The following is a 14,749-nucleotide window of genomic DNA, read 5'->3' as shown; positions in this document are numbered from 1 at the left end:
CGCATTTCTTGAACGCCGAACTCGGGTCGAGCTTCAGGAGCCGCATCGCGAACAGGATGCGGCGGTGCACCGGCTTCAGGCCATCCCGGGCATCGGGCAGCGCCCGGTGCATGATCGTCGAGAGCGCGTAGGCGAGGTAGCGGTCCTCCAGCGCGGATTTCAGCTCGACGGTCTCGATGCCATCGGATCCCGATGGCGGCTCGAAGGGCTGGCCCATGGCGAACTCCAGGGCCGCACCGGACCCAAATCAGAACAAAACACGAACGGAATTTAGACTGTCCGCGTGCCTAATGCAACGAAGCGCGCGCGCTCCTCCGGGGCCGGACTCGCGCGTGGACCCCAGATGTGCTGATCGAGGAAATACCCCGTCAAGGTAAACCCCTCGGTAACGGCCCGGGCGTCCGGCGTCATCGGCAACGGCGCTCCGACCGCGCGGTCCCGCAGGAAGTCGGGCAGGGCCAGCAGCTTGTCGCGGTAGGGTTCGCCGGCCGAGGCGCTGACCGCCCGGCCGCTGCGGGGCGAGACGTAGATCAACGCGTCGTTGCCCCCCGTGGCGGCGCAGGCCGAGAGATCGAGCCCGAACCCGAGTTCGGCCAGGATCGCGAGTTCGAAACGCACCATCAGGGGCGGGGCGATGTCGGGATCGTGCAGATGGGCGACGAGGAGGCCGGCGGCCTCGAAAAGCTCGGGGTGGGGATCGCGCTCGGGCAGCAGGCGCAGGAGACCGGCGAGGTGGCTCATGCCGTAGAGCGCCAGCCCCGACCCCATCAGCCGGGCCGCCACCGACTCGATCGGTTCGACGGCAAACGCCCCGAGGCTCTCGTCGAGGCGGGCCCGCCAGGTGGCCTGGACCCGGTTGCCGGGTTGCAGCACCGGCTGCATCCGGCGCGAGCGCCCGCCATGCACGAGCCCGAGATGGCGGCCATGGTCGCGGGTCATCAGTTCGAGGATGACGCTGGTCTCGCCCTGTCGGCGCAGGCCGAGCACCAGCCCGTCGTCGGTCCATTGCATCGGCTTGTCTTAGGGCGGGCAGACGATGTTGCAAACGCGGCGGGATAACGTCGATTGCAAGGAAATCATCATTCACGCAGGACGGGAAAACCGGTACGGTCGGCGGCATCGAAAATCTCGGCCGGCCTTCCATGTCCCCTCCCCGACGCGCAAGGCACGGCATTCGTCTCCTGATTTCGGCGGCGCTTCCGGTCCTCGCCCTCACGGCCTGCGGGTCGCGCGCGCCCGTCTCCCACCCCTCTCCGGCAGCTCTATCGCCGACGGCCACGTTGCGTGAGCGCCTCGCCGCCCTCGCCCTGCGCCAGACGGTGTTCGGCGCGATCTCGCTGATCCCGGTGCGGTTCGAGCGCAGCCGGATCTCGAAACCGTTCCTGGACGGCGGGCGCACGCTCTATTGCGTCTCAAGCCGGATGAAGGGTCGCGATTTCGGCGAGGCCGAACGGCCCAAGGTCGTGATCCAGGAACGCGGCGGCGTCCTCAGCATCCTCGACGAGGACGCGGAGATCTGCGAGGGCAACCGCACCGAGCCGTTCCCCGAACTCGACACGCCGGTGGCTGGAAAGCCCTGAGGCGTCCCGGCTTGCGCCCTGCGGCGCACGATGGTTCGTTGGCGCCATGCCCGACTCCGCCCTCGCCCTCAGCCTCGATCTCATCGCCCGCGCGCATCCGAGCCCGGTGGCCGACGACGCCACGGCACTCGCCCTGATGACCGATGCGGAGCTGGCCCCCGGCCTCGCCGCCGCCCTGGCGGCCCGGCCGATGCCGGCGGAGGGCCTCTGGGTGTTCGGCTACGGTTCGCTGATCTGGCAGCCGGAATTCGCGTATTCCGAGCGGCGGGTCGGCACGGTCCACGGCTATCATCGCCGCTTCTGCCTGCTGCAGCGGCGGTTTCGCGGCAGCACCGACAATCCCGGTCTGGTCCTGGCCCTCGACGCGGGCGGGTCCTGTGAGGGCGTCGCCTTCCGCCTCACCGGGGCTGAGGCGGCCGAGACGCTGCTGCCCGTGTGGCGGCGCGAGATGCGCGGCAACGGCTATCTCGGCCGCTGGGTGCCGGTGGAGACGGCGGCCGGCACGATCCAGGCCCTGACCTTCCTGGTGAACCCCCGCAGCGACCGCTACACGGGCCCGCTCTCCGACGAGGCCATCGCCGACCGGATCGCCTCGGGCGCCGGCCATCTCGGCCCGAGCGCCGAATACTTGTTCCGTACGGTCGCCGCCTGCCTGGACGAGGGCATCCGCTGCCCGCACCTCCTGACGCTCCAAGCGCTGGTGGCGGAGCGGCTGCGGGCGCGCCTGCAGGCAGTTCCGATTGCCTGAAGCCGCGGGCTGGAGGGACAAATCGGGCGCTTTCCCGACAAACGTGCAAATGAACTCCGACGCAACCTTTAGAAGTCGGAGAGACGCATTGGAGCTCCGGCTGCGTCCTGTCTAGCCAATTCCGATATACTGACCAGCCAATGCCTTTGTCGCCCCATTGTAAGAAACATTTAGGGCATTTGTCGATATTATTAATCAGAAACAATTTATTTGAGCGGAATTAGTCCATGAAATTCGGCATTCGGTCCCGTCTCTATGTCGGTTTCGGCAGTCTGATCCTCCTCACCGGCGGGCTCGGGTTTACCGCCCAGTATCAGCTCGCCTCCGTGACCGCCGATTTCGGGCGGCTTGCCCGGCTCGAGGAAGGTGCGCGCAACGTCTTCACGGTGAACGGCCTCGGCCAGCGCCTGTCCGCTCAGGCCCTCGACTTCCAGGCGGGCCTGAAGTCCGAGCGGGTCGGGGAGATGGAGCAGACGCGCGAGGCGATGACCGCACTTCTCCAACGCCAGGTCGAAATCGCCCTGTCGGACGAGCGGCGGGCGATCTACGCCAGCATGCGTGACCAGTCGACTCTCCTGAAGGACGACATCCAGCGCCTCGGCCGGGCCGGCCAGACCCTGGCGGAGAGCAAGGCGAAGCTGTTCGAGACCGGCAATGAACTGACGCGCGTCAGCGGCATCCTCATGGCCGAGATCCGCCAGAACGGAACCGCGGCACAGATCGGCCAGGCCGCGAACGTGGACAGCGCGGTGCTGCTCGTGCGGGTCAGCAACTGGCGCTTCCTCGCCACGCGCGATCCGCAGGGGCCCGCGACCTTCGGAACGAACAGCCTTCGGGCGGACGCCGCCATCAAGGCGCTGCGGGACCTCGATTCGGCCGGTCAGTTCACCCGCCCGATCAAGCAGCTGCAGGACACGGTCAACGCCTATGTCGGGGCGTTCAACACGGCGGCGGGTGCCCTCGAGGGAACGCGGGTCGCCTACGAGGACAACCTGAAGCCTCACGAAATGGTCCTGGAGCAGGCCGGCCAGGCGGTGCGGGCCAAGATCGAGGCGGCGGTGAGCGAGATCACCACCGCCACCGCCGCGAGCGTGAACCAGGCGCGTGTCGTCCAGCTGGGCCTGATCGCCCTCGCCCTGGCCCTCGGCGGGGCCCTGGCCTTCCTGATCGCGCGCAGCATCATCGGGCCGATCTCCGGCATGACACGGGCGATGAGCCGCTTGGCCGCCGGCGAGACGGCGATCACGGTGCCTTCGCAGGATGCGGTGGACGAGATGGGCGAGATGGCCAAGGCCGTCGACGTATTCCGGCAGAACGCCATCGCGCGCATCGACCTGGAGGCGCAGCAGGCCGCCGCGCAATCGGCCCGCCAGCGCCGGGCGGACCGGGTCGATCAGCTCGTGCTGGGCTTCGAGCGGAGCATCGCGGGGTCGGTCGGCATCGTCACCTCGGCCGCGACCGAGCTCGACGCGACGGCTCGCTCCATGACACAGGTGGCCGAGAGCACCAACGGCCAGGCGGCCGCGTCGAGCGCCGCCGCCGAGGAAACCTCCGCCAACGTGCAGACCGTGGCGGCGGCCGCCGAGGAGATGGTCGCCTCCCTGCAGGAGATCGAGCGCCAGGTGCAGCAATCCAACGCCGCCGCCATCGCTGCGGCCCGCGAGGCGCAGGCGACCGACGTCGCCATGGGCAGCCTCATGCAGGCCGCCGACAAGATCGGCGAGGCGGTGACGATGATCTCCAGCATCGCGGGACAGACCAACCTGCTGGCACTGAACGCCACCATTGAGGCGGCGCGGGCGGGCGAGGCCGGACGCGGCTTTGCAGTGGTGGCCTCGGAGGTCAAGGAACTCGCCGGCCAGACCGCGCGGGCCACCGATCAGATCGGGGGGCAGATCAGCGCGATCCAGCAGGCCACCGCCCAGGCGGTCACGGCGATCCGGCAGATCGGACAGACCATCGTGTCGGTCAACACCATCACGGGCGGCATCGCCGCGACGGTGGTGCAGCAGACGGCGGCGACCGGCGAGATCTCCCGCAATGCGGCGGAAGCGGCGCGCGGCACCCAGGACGTCTCGATGAACGTGGCCCGGGTCCTCGCCTCCAGCAGCGAGACGGGCTCGGCCGCCCAGCAGGTGCTGATGGCGGCGGGCGAGCTCGCGACCCAGTCGGTGAACGTGAAGCGGGACGTCGAGGACTTCCTCACCGCCATCCGCGCGGCGTGAAACGAAACGGCCCCGGTCGAGCAAGGCGCTCCACCGGGGCCGCTGACGCGCGCGAGGCAGGCTCCGCATCGCGATGAAATGCGCCCGGGTTCGAGTGGAACCGGACGCCCTCGATCCGGATCGTCAGCTCACCTCCACCTGCACCACTCCCGGCACCGCCCGCAGCGCTCCGGCGATCTGCGGCGAGGCCTGGTACTTGCCCGGCAGCTTGACCTCGACTTCGCGGTCGCCGTCGAGGAGGAGGATCAGGGAGACCTCGCCCTCGCCGCGGACCTGGAGGCGCTGCTGCACGGAGGGGATCGGGCGCTCGTCGCGCAGGTAGACGCGCATGCCCTTCTGGTGACGGGCCACCGCCACGTCGAGGGGCTCGGCCGTCATGATGCGGGCGCGGACCTCCTCGCCCTCGAGGTTGGCCTGGAGCTGGAGCACCAGCGGCCGGCCCGGCTCCAGGATCTCGCGATACTGGCCGAGGCCTTCGGAGAAGATGATCGCCTCGAAATGCCCGGTCTGGTCGGAGAGGATGACGATGCCGAGCTTGTTGCCTGTCTTCGTCCGGCGCTCCGAGCGGTCGAGGACGGAGGCCGCGACCCGGCCGACGCTGGTGGTGCCGGCCCGGACGGCGCGGCAGAACTCGGCCCAGGTCTGGACCCGGAGCTTGCTCAGCAGGTCGCCGTACTCGTCCAGCGGATGGCCCGACAGGAAGAAGCCGATCGCCTCGTATTCGCGCTTGAGCTTGTCGGCCATCGGCCAGGGGTCGTAGGGCGGCACCCGCAGGGTGACGCTGGCGGCGGTGACCCCGCCGAACATGTCGTCGATGCCCGTGCTCGCCGCCTCCGCCGCCCCTTGCGCGAGCTTCATCATCGGCTCGATGGCGGCGCAGGCGCGCGCGCGGTCGGGCTCGATGGTGTCCATGGCGCCGGCCGCCACGAGGTTCTCCAGGGTCCGCTTGTTGAGCATGCGCGGATTGAGGCGGCGCGCGAGGCAGGCGAGATCCTTGAACGGACGATCGCCGCGCGCCTCCACCAGCGCCTCGACGGCGCCCCGGCCGACCCCCTTGATCGCCGCGAGCGCATAGGAGATGCGTCCCTCGTGGACCTCGAAATTGACGCCCGAGGTGTTGATCGAGGGCGGCTCCACGGTGATCTTCAGGCGCTGGGCGTCCTGGCGGAACTCGGCGAGCTTGTCGGTGACGTCGATGTCGAGCTGCATCGCGGCGGCCAGGAACTCCACCGGATGGTTCGCCTTGAGGTAGGCGGTCTGGTAGGTCAGCAGGGCGTAGGCGGCGGCGTGCGACTTGTTGAAGCCGTAATCGGCGAACTTGGCCAAGAGGTCGAAGATCTCGTCGGCCTTGGCCTTGGTGAGATCGCGCTCCATGCAGCCCTTCACGAAGCGGTCGCGCTGGGCGTCCATCTCCGCCTTGATCTTCTTGCCCATGGCGCGGCGGAGCATGTCGGCCTCGCCCAGCGAGTAGCCGGCCAGCACCTTGGCCACCTCCATCACCTGTTCCTGGTAGACGATGATGCCGAAGGTCTCGCGCAGGATCGGCTCAAGCTTGGCGTGCGGGTACCAGCTCGCCTCGTTGCCGGCATCGCGCCCGAGCTTGCGCTCGCAATAGACCGGGATGTTGGCCATCGGGCCAGGGCGGTAGAGCGCCACGAGCGCGATGATGTCCTCGAAGCGGTCGGCCTGCATCTCGACCAGCGCCTTGCGCATGCCGGCGGATTCGACCTGGAACACGCCCACCGTCTCGCCGCGCTTCATCGGCTCGTAGGTCTCTTTGTTATCGAGCGGCAGCGAGGCGAGATCGACGATGATGCCGCGCCTGGCCAGCAGATCCGTGCAGCAGCGCAGCAGCGTGAGGGTCTTCAATCCGAGAAAGTCGAACTTCACCAGGCCGGCGGCCTCGACCCACTTCATGTTGAACTGGGTCACGCGCATGCCGGTCTTCGGGTCGCGGTAGAGCGGCACCAGCTGTTCCAGCGGCCGGTCGCCGATGACGACGCCGGCGGCGTGGGTCGAGGCGTGACGGTGCAGGCCCTCGAGCTTCTTCGAGATCTCCATGAGGCGGGCCACGATGGGCTCCTCCTCGATCGCCGCCTGGAGCTTGGGCTCGCCCTCGATGGCTTGCGTCAGGGTGACGGGGTTGGCCGGATTCTGCGGCACCAGCTTCGTCAGCTTGTCGACCTGCCCGTAGGGCATCTCCAGCACGCGGCCGACATCGCGCAGCACGCCGCGGGCCTGAAGCGTACCGAAGGTGATGATCTGCGCGACCTGCCGCTCGCCGTAGCGCTGCTGCACGTACTGGATCACGCGCTCGCGGCCATCGACGCAGAAGTCGATGTCGAAATCGGGCATCGAGACGCGTTCGGGGTTGAGGAAGCGCTCGAACAGCAGGCCGAAGCGAAGGGGATCGAGGTCGGTGATGAGGAGCGACCACGCCACCAGCGATCCGGCGCCCGAGCCACGGCCCGGACCGACGGGGATGTCGTGGTCCTTGGCCCACTTGATGAAGTCCGACACGATGAGGAAGTAGCCGGGAAACTTCATGCCCACGATGACGTCGAGCTCGAAGGCGAGACGGTCGCGGTAGACCTGTTCGGTCATCCCCGGCGCGGTGCCGTGCTGGGCCAGCCGCACTTCGAGGCCGGCCTGCGCCTGGCGCCGCAACTCCGCCGGCTCGTCGAGGGGGGGCGCCGCCTCGACATCGGGGGCGGCGGCGTCGAGGGCGGCGACCACGCCGAAATTCGGCAGGATGGGCTTGCGGGTGCGCACGCGGTGGGCGCAGCGCATGGCGATCTCGACCGTCGCGTTCAGCGCATCCGGCAGGTCTGCGAAGAGCTTGGCCATCTCCGCGCGGGTCTTGAAGCCGTGGCGCGGGGTGAGTTTGCGGCGGCGATCGTCCGAGACGAGGCGGCCGTCGGCGATGGCCAGCAGCGCGTCGTGGGCGTCGTAATCGCTTTCGCGCGCGAAGAACGGCTCGTTGGCCGCCGCCACCGAGAGGCCGTTGGCATCGGCCAGACGCAGCAATTCCCGCTCGACCGCGCGCTCGTCGGGCAGGCCGTGGCGCAGGATCTCGACGTAGAGGTTGTCCTCGCCGAAGGCGGATTTCAGCTGCGCGAGGCGCGTGGCGGCGAGTTCGGCCCGACCCAACCGGAGGGCGCCGTCGAGGGGGCCGGTGGAGCCGCCCGTGAGCGCGATCAGCCCCTCGGCGGATTCGGTGAGGGCCGCGACGCTGACGCGCGGCGCGTCCCCGAGAGCGACGTCGAAATAGGCCCGGCTCGCCAGCCGCAGCAGGTTGCCGTAGCCGGTCTCGTCACGCGCCAGCACGACGATGTTGGCGGTGCCGGCCTGCGCCTGTCCGACCCGCGCCATCGGGTCGGGCGCCTCGAAAGCGACGGTGAGCTGCAGGCCGGGGATCGGCTGGATGCCGGCGCCGGCGGCCTTCTCGGAGAATTCGAGCGCGCCGAACAGGTTGTTGGTGTCGGTGAGCGCCAGGGCCGGCTGCCGGTCGGCCAGGGCCGCCTTGACGATGTCACCGACCTTCAAGGCGCCTTCGAGGAGCGAAAACGAGGAATGGACGTGGAGGTGGACGTAACCGGGGTCTTTGAGGATGCGCGCCATGGGACCACCTGAGCGACTCATGGTGAAGGAATCCATGCCCGCCCGGCGGTTGCCCTCGGTTTGGCTGTGGAGAGTTTCCGTCTGTGCCCGAGCCGCAACGCTATCGCAACGGAGCCAATGCGATGGCCCAGGCGGCAATCGACATCGCCAGAAGCCCGAAGGCCATGAACTCGACCGCACTCGTCAGGAACATCCGCTTGAACATGGCCATCGCCTTTCGTTGATGCGCTCAGTTTTGTTCTTGTTTTGTTCCGTGTAAAGATGGATTCGGCGCTTCCCGGTGAGCATGGTTAAGGGAACCTTGATCGCCCTCACGATCCAAGATCTGCGACCCGAAGCGGCGCTCACACCCAAGCTTCGCGAGTGTCTTCCCGCTTCGGATAACGCGGCTGAACGGACGCAGTACAAAATGACTAGCTCAGCGATTTGTACTAGTACTATCTGATATCGAACCAACATTAGATAACGATCAGGTGAAGGACGGGACGATGCCATGAATTGCTAGTGCGGCAAGGCGAGCAACGCGGTATCAGGCGCTTCGCGGGGGGCAAAACGCAACGCGTCGGCCCATATGCCCATTCAACTCGTCGCCGTCGGCTCACACGGAGATGTCCTGCCGATCCTCGCCCTCGGCGTGGAGCTGATCCGCAGGGGGCATCGCGTGGCCCTGGCGGCGCCGGCTCCCTTCGCGGCGCTGGCGATCCGCGCGGGCGTGCCCTTCTACGGCCTCGGCACGTCGGGCGACTACGAACAGGCGGTGCGCGCGCCGGATCTCTGGCATCCGCGGCGTGGGGTGTTCACCCTTTTCTCCCAGATCGTGGATCTCACCGAGCAGACCTACGAGTGGCTCGCGCAGGAGCACGCGCGCGCGCCGGAGACCCTGGTGGTGGCGTCCAGCCTCAGCCTCGGGGCCCGGGTGGCGCAGGACAAGCTGGAACTGCGCGTCGTCACCGTACACGCCATGCCGCTCCTCATGGAGAGCCGGCACGCCGCCCCGATCCTGCCCGGCCTCTCCCTCGCGCGCCTGGTTCCCTCGCGCATGCGGCACTGGCTCGGGCGCGGAGCGGACCGCTACGTCATCGGCCCGGCCGCCCTGCCGGGGCTGAACGCCCTGCGCGCCCGCCTCGACCTGAACCCCGTGCGACGGCTTCGGCATTGGTGGAACAGCCCGTCACGGGTTCTGCTGATGTTCCCCGACTGGTTCGCCGCCCCCCAGTCCGACTGGCTGCCCCAGGCGGTCCAGACCGGCTTTCCGCTCGTGGACCGCCTCGGGAACACGCAACGGCTGAGCCCGGAGCTGACCGCCTTCCTGGCCCAGGGGCCGGCGCCCCTGATCTTCACCTACGGCTCGGCGATGCGGCGGGCGCGGCCCTTCTTCGAGACCGCGATCGCCCTGTGCGGGCGCATGGGCCGGCGCGGCGTGCTCATCGCCCCGCAGGACGACCAGGTTCCGCCGGACCTGCCCGACGGCCTGATCCACGTGCCATACGCGCCCTTGAGCGCGCTCCTGCCGGACGGCGCGGCCCTGATCCACCATGGCGGCATCGGCACCGTGGCGCAGGCGCTCGCGGCCGGAATTCCCCAGCTCATCGTGCCGGTGGCCTTCGACCATTTCGACGAGGGCGAGCGCGTGCGCCGTCTCGGCCTCGGCACCACCTTGAGCCGCCGCCGCTTCACGCCCGCCCGCGCCGCACGTCGCCTGACCCGCCTCCTCGCCTCGCCCGACGTCGCCGAAAGCTGCCGGGCCGTCCGGACCCGGATGGCCCGGGAGGACGGCGTGTCCAGCGCCTGCGACCGCATCGAGGCGATGATGGCGGCCTGAGTCCGAGGCTCAGGGCAGTTGCTCGATCAGTCCGTCCCGGATGGTCACGCGCCGGTCCATGCGGGCGGCCAGATCCATGTTGTGGGTGGCGATCAGCGCCGCGAGGCCCGAAGCGCGCACCAGCGAGACCAGGATGCCGAAGACGTGGCCCGCCGTGTGCGGGTCGAGGTTGCCGGTGGGCTCGTCGGCGAGCAGCAGGCGGGGGCCGTTGGCGACCGCGCGGGCGATGGCGACGCGCTGCTGCTCGCCGCCGGAGAGTTCGGCCGGCCGGTGCACGAGGCGCTCCTTCAGGCCGAGGAAGCTGAGGAGTTCGGTCGCCCGCGCCTTGGCCTCGCGGTTGGAGAGCCCCCGGATGAGCTGGGGCATCACCACGTTCTCCAGGGCGGAGAACTCCGGCAGCAGGTGGTGGAACTGGTAGACGAAGCCCATTTCCTCGCGGCGCAGGCGCGTCCGCTCGGCGTCCGCCATGGCGGCGGTCGGGGTGCCGCCGATGTAGATCTCGCCGCCATCCGGCCGCTCCAGCAGACCGGCGAGATGCAGCAGCGTGCTCTTGCCCGCGCCCGAGGGCGCCACCAGGGCGACGAGTTCGCCCGGCCAGATCGCGAGGTCGGCCTGGCGCAGGATCTCGAGGGCGCCGACCCCTTGCGCGTAGCGGCGCTCCACCTTGGCGAAGAACAGGGCCGGGACCGGCTGCGCGCCGGGCGCCTCGGCATTCGTGGTCATGGATGTCCTCGTGTCGGGCGCTCGGTGTTGCCCCGGCCTATCGCGTAACCGGAACCCGGGTGCCGGGCCAGGGTGCTAGCCGTAACGCAGGGCCTGAACCGGATCGAGCCGGGCGGCGCGCCAGGAGGGATACAGCGTCGCGATCAGCGACAGGGCGATGGAGGTGACGACCACCACGGTGATCTCGTGGCTGTTCATCTCGGCCGGGATTTCGGCGAGGAAGCGCACGGTGGGGTCCCAGGCGGAGGGGAACAGCACCCGCTGGATGCCCTTGATGTTGAGCGTGATCAGGACGCCCAGCGCCAGCCCGCTCAGGGTGCCGACGATGCCGATCAGCGCGCCGTTGATGAGGAAGACCCGCATGATGGTGCCGGGCGTCGCCCCCATGGTGCGCAGGATGGCGATGTCGCTCGACTTGTCGCGCACCAGCAGGATCAGCCCGGAGATGATGTTCAGGGTCGCGACGACCACGATCAGGCTGAGGATGAGGAACATCACGTTCCGCTCGACTTCCAGCGCCCCGAAGAAGGTTCGGTTGCGCTGGCGCCAGTCGGTGAGCAGCACCGGGCGCTCGGCGGCCATCTCGAGGTCGGGCCGCATCGCCGCCACCGTCTCGGCGTTGTCGAGATAGACCTCGATCAGGCTGACATCGGCGTCGCGGTTGAAGAAGGCCTGGGATTCGGTGAGCGGCATGAACACGAAGGTCGAATCGAACTCGGTCATGCCGATCTCGAAGATCGCCCTGACGGTGTAGCCCTTGGTGCGGGGCGCCGTGCCGAACGGCGTCGCGGCGCCCTTCGGCGTCAGCAGGTTGATCTGGTCCCCGGCCTGGACGCCGAGGGACTCGGCGAGGCGCCGGCCGATGGCGACGCCCGAGCCGTCGTCGAAGCCCTCCAGGCTGCCGCCCTTGATGCTGTCGGCGATGGCGCCGATCTTGGCGAGATCCTCGCCCCGGATGCCGCGTACCAGCACGCCGCTGCCGGCGCCGCCATAGGGCGAGGAGGCGAAGGCCTGCCCCTCGACCAGGGGGATCGCGGCGCGGACCCCGGCCACCTTGGACAGGCGCTCGGACAGGTCGGCGTAGTCGGTGAACAGCTTGTCGATGGGCGAGACGAAGACGTGGCCGTTGATGCCGACGATCTTCGAGAGGAGTTCGGTGCGGAACCCGTTCATCACCGAGAGCACGATGATCAGCGTGGCGACGCCCAGCGCGATGCCGAGCAGCGAGAAGAACGCCACGACGGAGACGCCGCCGCCCCGGCGCCGGGCCCGCAGGTAGCGCCCGGCGATGATCCATTCGAACCCGGCGAAGGGCGGCGTGCTCCCGCGCTGGAACCGCGCGCGAAGCCCCGCCAACCTGTCCGTCAGGGTCTCCGCCATGATGAGCCTCAAACCCGCTTCAGGCGGGCGAGGAGATCGATCGGGGCGATGCTCTCGCGCTCACCGCCCGCGCGCCGCTTCAGCTCGACCTTGCCCTCGGCGAGCCCGCGGGGCCCGACGATGACCTGCCAGGGCAGGCCGATGAGATCGGCGGTGGCGAACTTGGCGCCCGGGCGCTCGTCGCGGTCGTCGTAGAGCACGCTGAGGCCGGCGGCCTCGAGGGTGGCCTGGATCTCGCCGCAGGCGGCGTCGGTGGCGGCATCCCCGGTCTTGAGGTTGATCAGCGCCACGTCGAAGGGCGCCACCGAATCCGGCCAGATGATGCCGGCCTCGTCGTGGCTCGCCTCGATGATCGCCGCCACGAGGCGGCTCGGGCCGATGCCGTAGGAGCCCATATGCACCGGGCGCTCGACGCCGTCGGGTCCCGTGACCTTGGCGCCCATCGGCTCGGAATACTTGGTGCCGAAATAGAAGATGTGCCCGACCTCGATGCCGCGGGCGGCCATCTGCTTGTCGCCCTGCACCTCCGCGAAGGCGGCGGGCTCGTGCATCTCGCTGGTCGCCGCGTAGAGCGAGGTCCAGCGGTCGACCGTGCCCTGCAGGCCGGCGATGTCCTCGAAATCGGTGGTGACCGGGGGGGTCTCGAAATCGAGGTACTGGCTGTCGCAGTAGACCTCGCTCTCGCCGGTCTGGGCCAGGATGATGAACTCGTGGCTGAGGTCGCCACCGATGGGACCGGTGTCGGCGCGCATGGGGATCGCCTTCAGGCCGAGGCCCGCGAAGGTGCGCAGGTAGGCCACGAACATCCGGTTGTAGGCGTGGCGGGCGGCGGCCTGGTCGATGTCGAAGGAATAGGCGTCCTTCATCAGGAACTCGCGCGAGCGCATGGTGCCGAAGCGCGGGCGGACCTCGTCGCGGAACTTCCAGGAGATCTGGTAGAGGTTCTTCGGCAGGTCCTTGTAGGAGCGCACGCTGCCCCGGAAGATCTCGGTGACGACCTCCTCGGCGGTGGGGCCGAACAGCATCTCGCGGTCATGCCGGTCGGAGATGCGCAGCATCTCCTTGCCGTAGGCCTCGTAGCGCCCGGATTCCCGCCAGAGCTCCGCCGACTGGATCGACGGCATCAGGATCTCGATCGCGCCCGCCCGGTCCTGCTCCTCGCGGACCACCGCGCAGACCTTGTTGAGGACGCGCAGGCCCAGCGGCAGCCAGGCGTAGATGCCGGCCGATTCCTGGCGCACCAGCCCGGCGCGCAGCATCAGGCGGTGGGAGACGATCTCGGCCTCCTTGGGCGTCTCGCGCAAGGTCGGCAGGAAGTAGCGGGAGAGACGCATGGAAGGCCCTGGACACGGCGCGCCAGCGGGGCGGCGGCGCGCCGGGGCACACAACACATTGCATCGGGAAAAGACAAGCGTAGCCGGATGAGTGCCGAGCGGGCCGTGACTTTTCGACATCGCCCCGGCGGGCGCCCACCGGATACGTCTCCTGCCGTTCCGGTAGAAAAGCGCAGGAATGTCTCGCGGGGTAGGTGACAATGAGAATTGTTGTTCCTATAAGCGCGTCCGTGATGGTCGCGCCGCCCAAGCAGCGGCGCCGCACGGTCCGAGTCTCGGGAGGAATATCAGCCGCCACGCCGTCAGCAATGCGTGAGACAATCGAGGCTGAGCCAACTACCATCTTCACAAAAGCAAGGCTTAGGCCTTGCTTTTTTTATGCCCGAAAGCCTGGGCGGCGTTGGGGCCAAGAACGCTGGTCTTAGAGGCCCGCCAGTTCGAAGACCTGGATCGCCACCAGGAAGACGACGCTCGACAGAAGCGTGGTCAGGATCGCCTTTTCGCGCAGGCGCGGCACGGCCGGTGCTCCGGGATCCTGGCCCGGCACGATGCGCGCCGGGTCGCTCTCCACCTGATTACGCAAGGGCAGGATCACGAAGAGCAGGGTCCACCAGACCACGAAGAACAGCGCCAGCGCCCCGAAGACCGTGAGCTTGAACAGGCTCACCGCCAGCGCGACCACGGCGGCGATGACCAGGGCCATCACCGCCAGGGTGCGCAGGGTGGAGGCGGCCAGAGCCTGGAGGATGGGGGCGACGCGGCCCGAATTCATGCGGCTCAGACCTGTTCGAGCTCGACCAGCGTGCCGAGGAAGTCCTTCGGGTGGAGGAAGAGCACGGGCTTGCCGTGGGCGCCGATCTTCGGTTCGCCGGTGCCGAGCACGCGGGCACCTTGAGCCTTGAGCTTGTCGCGGGCGGCCAGGATGTCGTCGACCTCGTAGCAGAGGTGGTGGATGGCCCCGTCCGGGTTGCGGTCCAGGAAGGCGCGGATCGGCGAGCCCTCGCCCAGGGGTTCGAGAAACTCGATCTTCGTGTTGGGAAGATTGACGAACGCCACCGTGACGCCGTGATCCGGCTGGGCCACGGGTTCCGTCACCTCGGCGCCGAGCGTCGCCCGGTACACCTTTGTCGCGGCGCCCAGATCCCTGACGGCGATCGCCACGTGGTTCAGCCGGCCGATCATCTGCGCTTCATCCTCTCTGCCTCATCCCGACCGCCCGCGTCCGTGCGGTCCCGATCGGGCGTGCGAACCAGCCGACACGTCCCCCGCGGCGGCCGCGGGTGCGTCCTCGCGACCTTCATAGCGACGATCGGAAC

General features: G+C 68.8%; 12 protein-coding genes. 4 read left to right on the top strand and 8 right to left on the bottom strand.

Annotation, left to right across the window (positions count from 1 at the left end; all coding sequences use genetic code 11):
• Both JWQ05_RS12195 and recO read right to left on the bottom strand, forming a co-directional pair.
• Positions 1-217, bottom strand: a 217-nt coding sequence (locus JWQ05_RS12195; protein WP_299658711.1) for a DNA gyrase subunit A, incomplete at its 3' end; no start/stop codon positions are given.
• A 53-nt stretch (positions 218-270) separates the two neighbouring features.
• Positions 271-1,011 (bottom strand): DNA repair protein RecO, encoded by a 741-nt coding sequence (gene recO, locus JWQ05_RS12190; RefSeq protein WP_299658710.1) that lies wholly within the window; start codon positions 1,009-1,011, stop codon positions 271-273.
• Positions 1,012-1,280: 269 nt separating this feature from the next.
• On the opposite strand from recO, the gene JWQ05_RS12185 reads away from it, so the two are divergent.
• The 3 genes from JWQ05_RS12185 to JWQ05_RS12175 all read left to right on the top strand — a co-directional run bounded on the left by JWQ05_RS12185 (position 1,281) and on the right by JWQ05_RS12175 (position 4,553).
• A complete protein-coding gene (locus JWQ05_RS12185) occupies positions 1,281-1,580 on the top strand; it encodes a hypothetical protein (RefSeq protein WP_366944587.1) in 300 nt (99 codons plus the stop codon).
• A 46-nt stretch (positions 1,581-1,626) separates the two neighbouring features.
• Positions 1,627-2,328, top strand: a complete 702-nt coding sequence (locus JWQ05_RS12180) for a gamma-glutamylcyclotransferase (RefSeq protein WP_299658708.1) — start codon at positions 1,627-1,629, stop codon at positions 2,326-2,328.
• Between the two features lie 227 nt (positions 2,329-2,555).
• Positions 2,556-4,553, top strand: coding sequence for a methyl-accepting chemotaxis protein (locus JWQ05_RS12175; RefSeq protein ID WP_299658707.1), 1,998 nt, complete (start codon positions 2,556-2,558; stop codon positions 4,551-4,553).
• A 123-nt stretch (positions 4,554-4,676) separates the two neighbouring features.
• Here the strand turns inward: JWQ05_RS12175 and dnaE are convergent, their stop codons facing one another.
• Entirely contained in the window at positions 4,677-8,174 is a 3,498-nt protein-coding gene (gene dnaE, locus JWQ05_RS12170) for a DNA polymerase III subunit alpha (RefSeq protein WP_299658712.1), read from the bottom strand.
• 571 nt (positions 8,175-8,745) lie between these two features.
• Here dnaE and JWQ05_RS12165 point away from each other — a divergent pair.
• The gene (locus JWQ05_RS12165; protein ID WP_299658706.1) at positions 8,746-9,996 is read left to right on the top strand and encodes a glycosyltransferase; all 1,251 of its coding nucleotides are present in this window, start codon (positions 8,746-8,748) and stop codon (positions 9,994-9,996) included.
• A gap of 9 nt (positions 9,997-10,005) precedes the next feature.
• On the opposite strand, the gene JWQ05_RS12160 is transcribed toward JWQ05_RS12165, so the two are convergent.
• From JWQ05_RS12160 to mce, 5 genes are all read right to left on the bottom strand, one after another.
• Positions 10,006-10,719 carry an ABC transporter ATP-binding protein gene (locus JWQ05_RS12160; RefSeq protein WP_299658705.1) on the bottom strand — a complete coding sequence of 238 codons (714 nt, stop codon included), beginning with the start codon at positions 10,717-10,719 and terminating at the stop codon, positions 10,006-10,008.
• Between the two features lie 75 nt (positions 10,720-10,794).
• A complete protein-coding gene (locus tag JWQ05_RS12155) occupies positions 10,795-12,099 on the bottom strand; it encodes a lipoprotein-releasing ABC transporter permease subunit (protein ID WP_299658704.1) in 1,305 nt (434 codons plus the stop codon).
• Between the two features lie 8 nt (positions 12,100-12,107).
• The gene (proS, locus tag JWQ05_RS12150) at positions 12,108-13,433 is read right to left on the bottom strand and encodes a proline--tRNA ligase (protein WP_299658703.1); all 1,326 of its coding nucleotides are present in this window, start codon (positions 13,431-13,433) and stop codon (positions 12,108-12,110) included.
• Between the two features lie 421 nt (positions 13,434-13,854).
• Positions 13,855-14,205 carry a DUF1467 family protein gene (locus JWQ05_RS12145; protein ID WP_299658702.1) on the bottom strand — a complete coding sequence of 117 codons (351 nt, stop codon included), beginning with the start codon at positions 14,203-14,205 and terminating at the stop codon, positions 13,855-13,857.
• A 5-nt stretch (positions 14,206-14,210) separates the two neighbouring features.
• The gene (gene mce / locus JWQ05_RS12140; protein WP_299658701.1) at positions 14,211-14,615 is read right to left on the bottom strand and encodes a methylmalonyl-CoA epimerase; all 405 of its coding nucleotides are present in this window, start codon (positions 14,613-14,615) and stop codon (positions 14,211-14,213) included.
• Positions 14,616-14,749: the final 134 nt, after the last annotated feature.

Source organism: Methylobacterium sp., assembly GCF_028290105.1.
Taxonomy (GTDB): domain Bacteria; phylum Pseudomonadota; class Alphaproteobacteria; order Rhizobiales; family Beijerinckiaceae; genus Methylobacterium.
This window is presented reverse-complemented; position numbering and strand designations above follow the sequence as displayed.

Excerpts from the sequence above, each read along its gene's own strand:
- recO (WP_299658710.1), bottom strand. The coding sequence starts at position 1,011 with ATGCAATGGACCGACGACGGGCTGGTGCTCGGCCTGCGCCGACAGGGC.
- JWQ05_RS12180 (WP_299658708.1), top strand. The coding sequence starts at position 1,627 with ATGCCCGACTCCGCCCTCGCCCTCAGCCTCGATCTCATCGCCCGCGCG.
- JWQ05_RS12175 (WP_299658707.1), top strand. The coding sequence starts at position 2,556 with ATGAAATTCGGCATTCGGTCCCGTCTCTATGTCGGTTTCGGCAGTCTG.
- dnaE (WP_299658712.1), bottom strand. The coding sequence starts at position 8,174 with ATGGCGCGCATCCTCAAAGACCCCGGTTACGTCCACCTCCACGTCCAT.
- JWQ05_RS12165 (WP_299658706.1), top strand. The coding sequence starts at position 8,746 with ATGCCCATTCAACTCGTCGCCGTCGGCTCACACGGAGATGTCCTGCCG.
- JWQ05_RS12160 (WP_299658705.1), bottom strand. The coding sequence starts at position 10,719 with ATGACCACGAATGCCGAGGCGCCCGGCGCGCAGCCGGTCCCGGCCCTG.
- JWQ05_RS12155 (WP_299658704.1), bottom strand. The coding sequence starts at position 12,099 with ATGGCGGAGACCCTGACGGACAGGTTGGCGGGGCTTCGCGCGCGGTTC.
- proS (WP_299658703.1), bottom strand. The coding sequence starts at position 13,433 with ATGCGTCTCTCCCGCTACTTCCTGCCGACCTTGCGCGAGACGCCCAAG.
- JWQ05_RS12145 (WP_299658702.1), bottom strand. The coding sequence starts at position 14,205 with ATGAATTCGGGCCGCGTCGCCCCCATCCTCCAGGCTCTGGCCGCCTCC.
- mce (WP_299658701.1), bottom strand. The coding sequence starts at position 14,615 with ATGATCGGCCGGCTGAACCACGTGGCGATCGCCGTCAGGGATCTGGGC.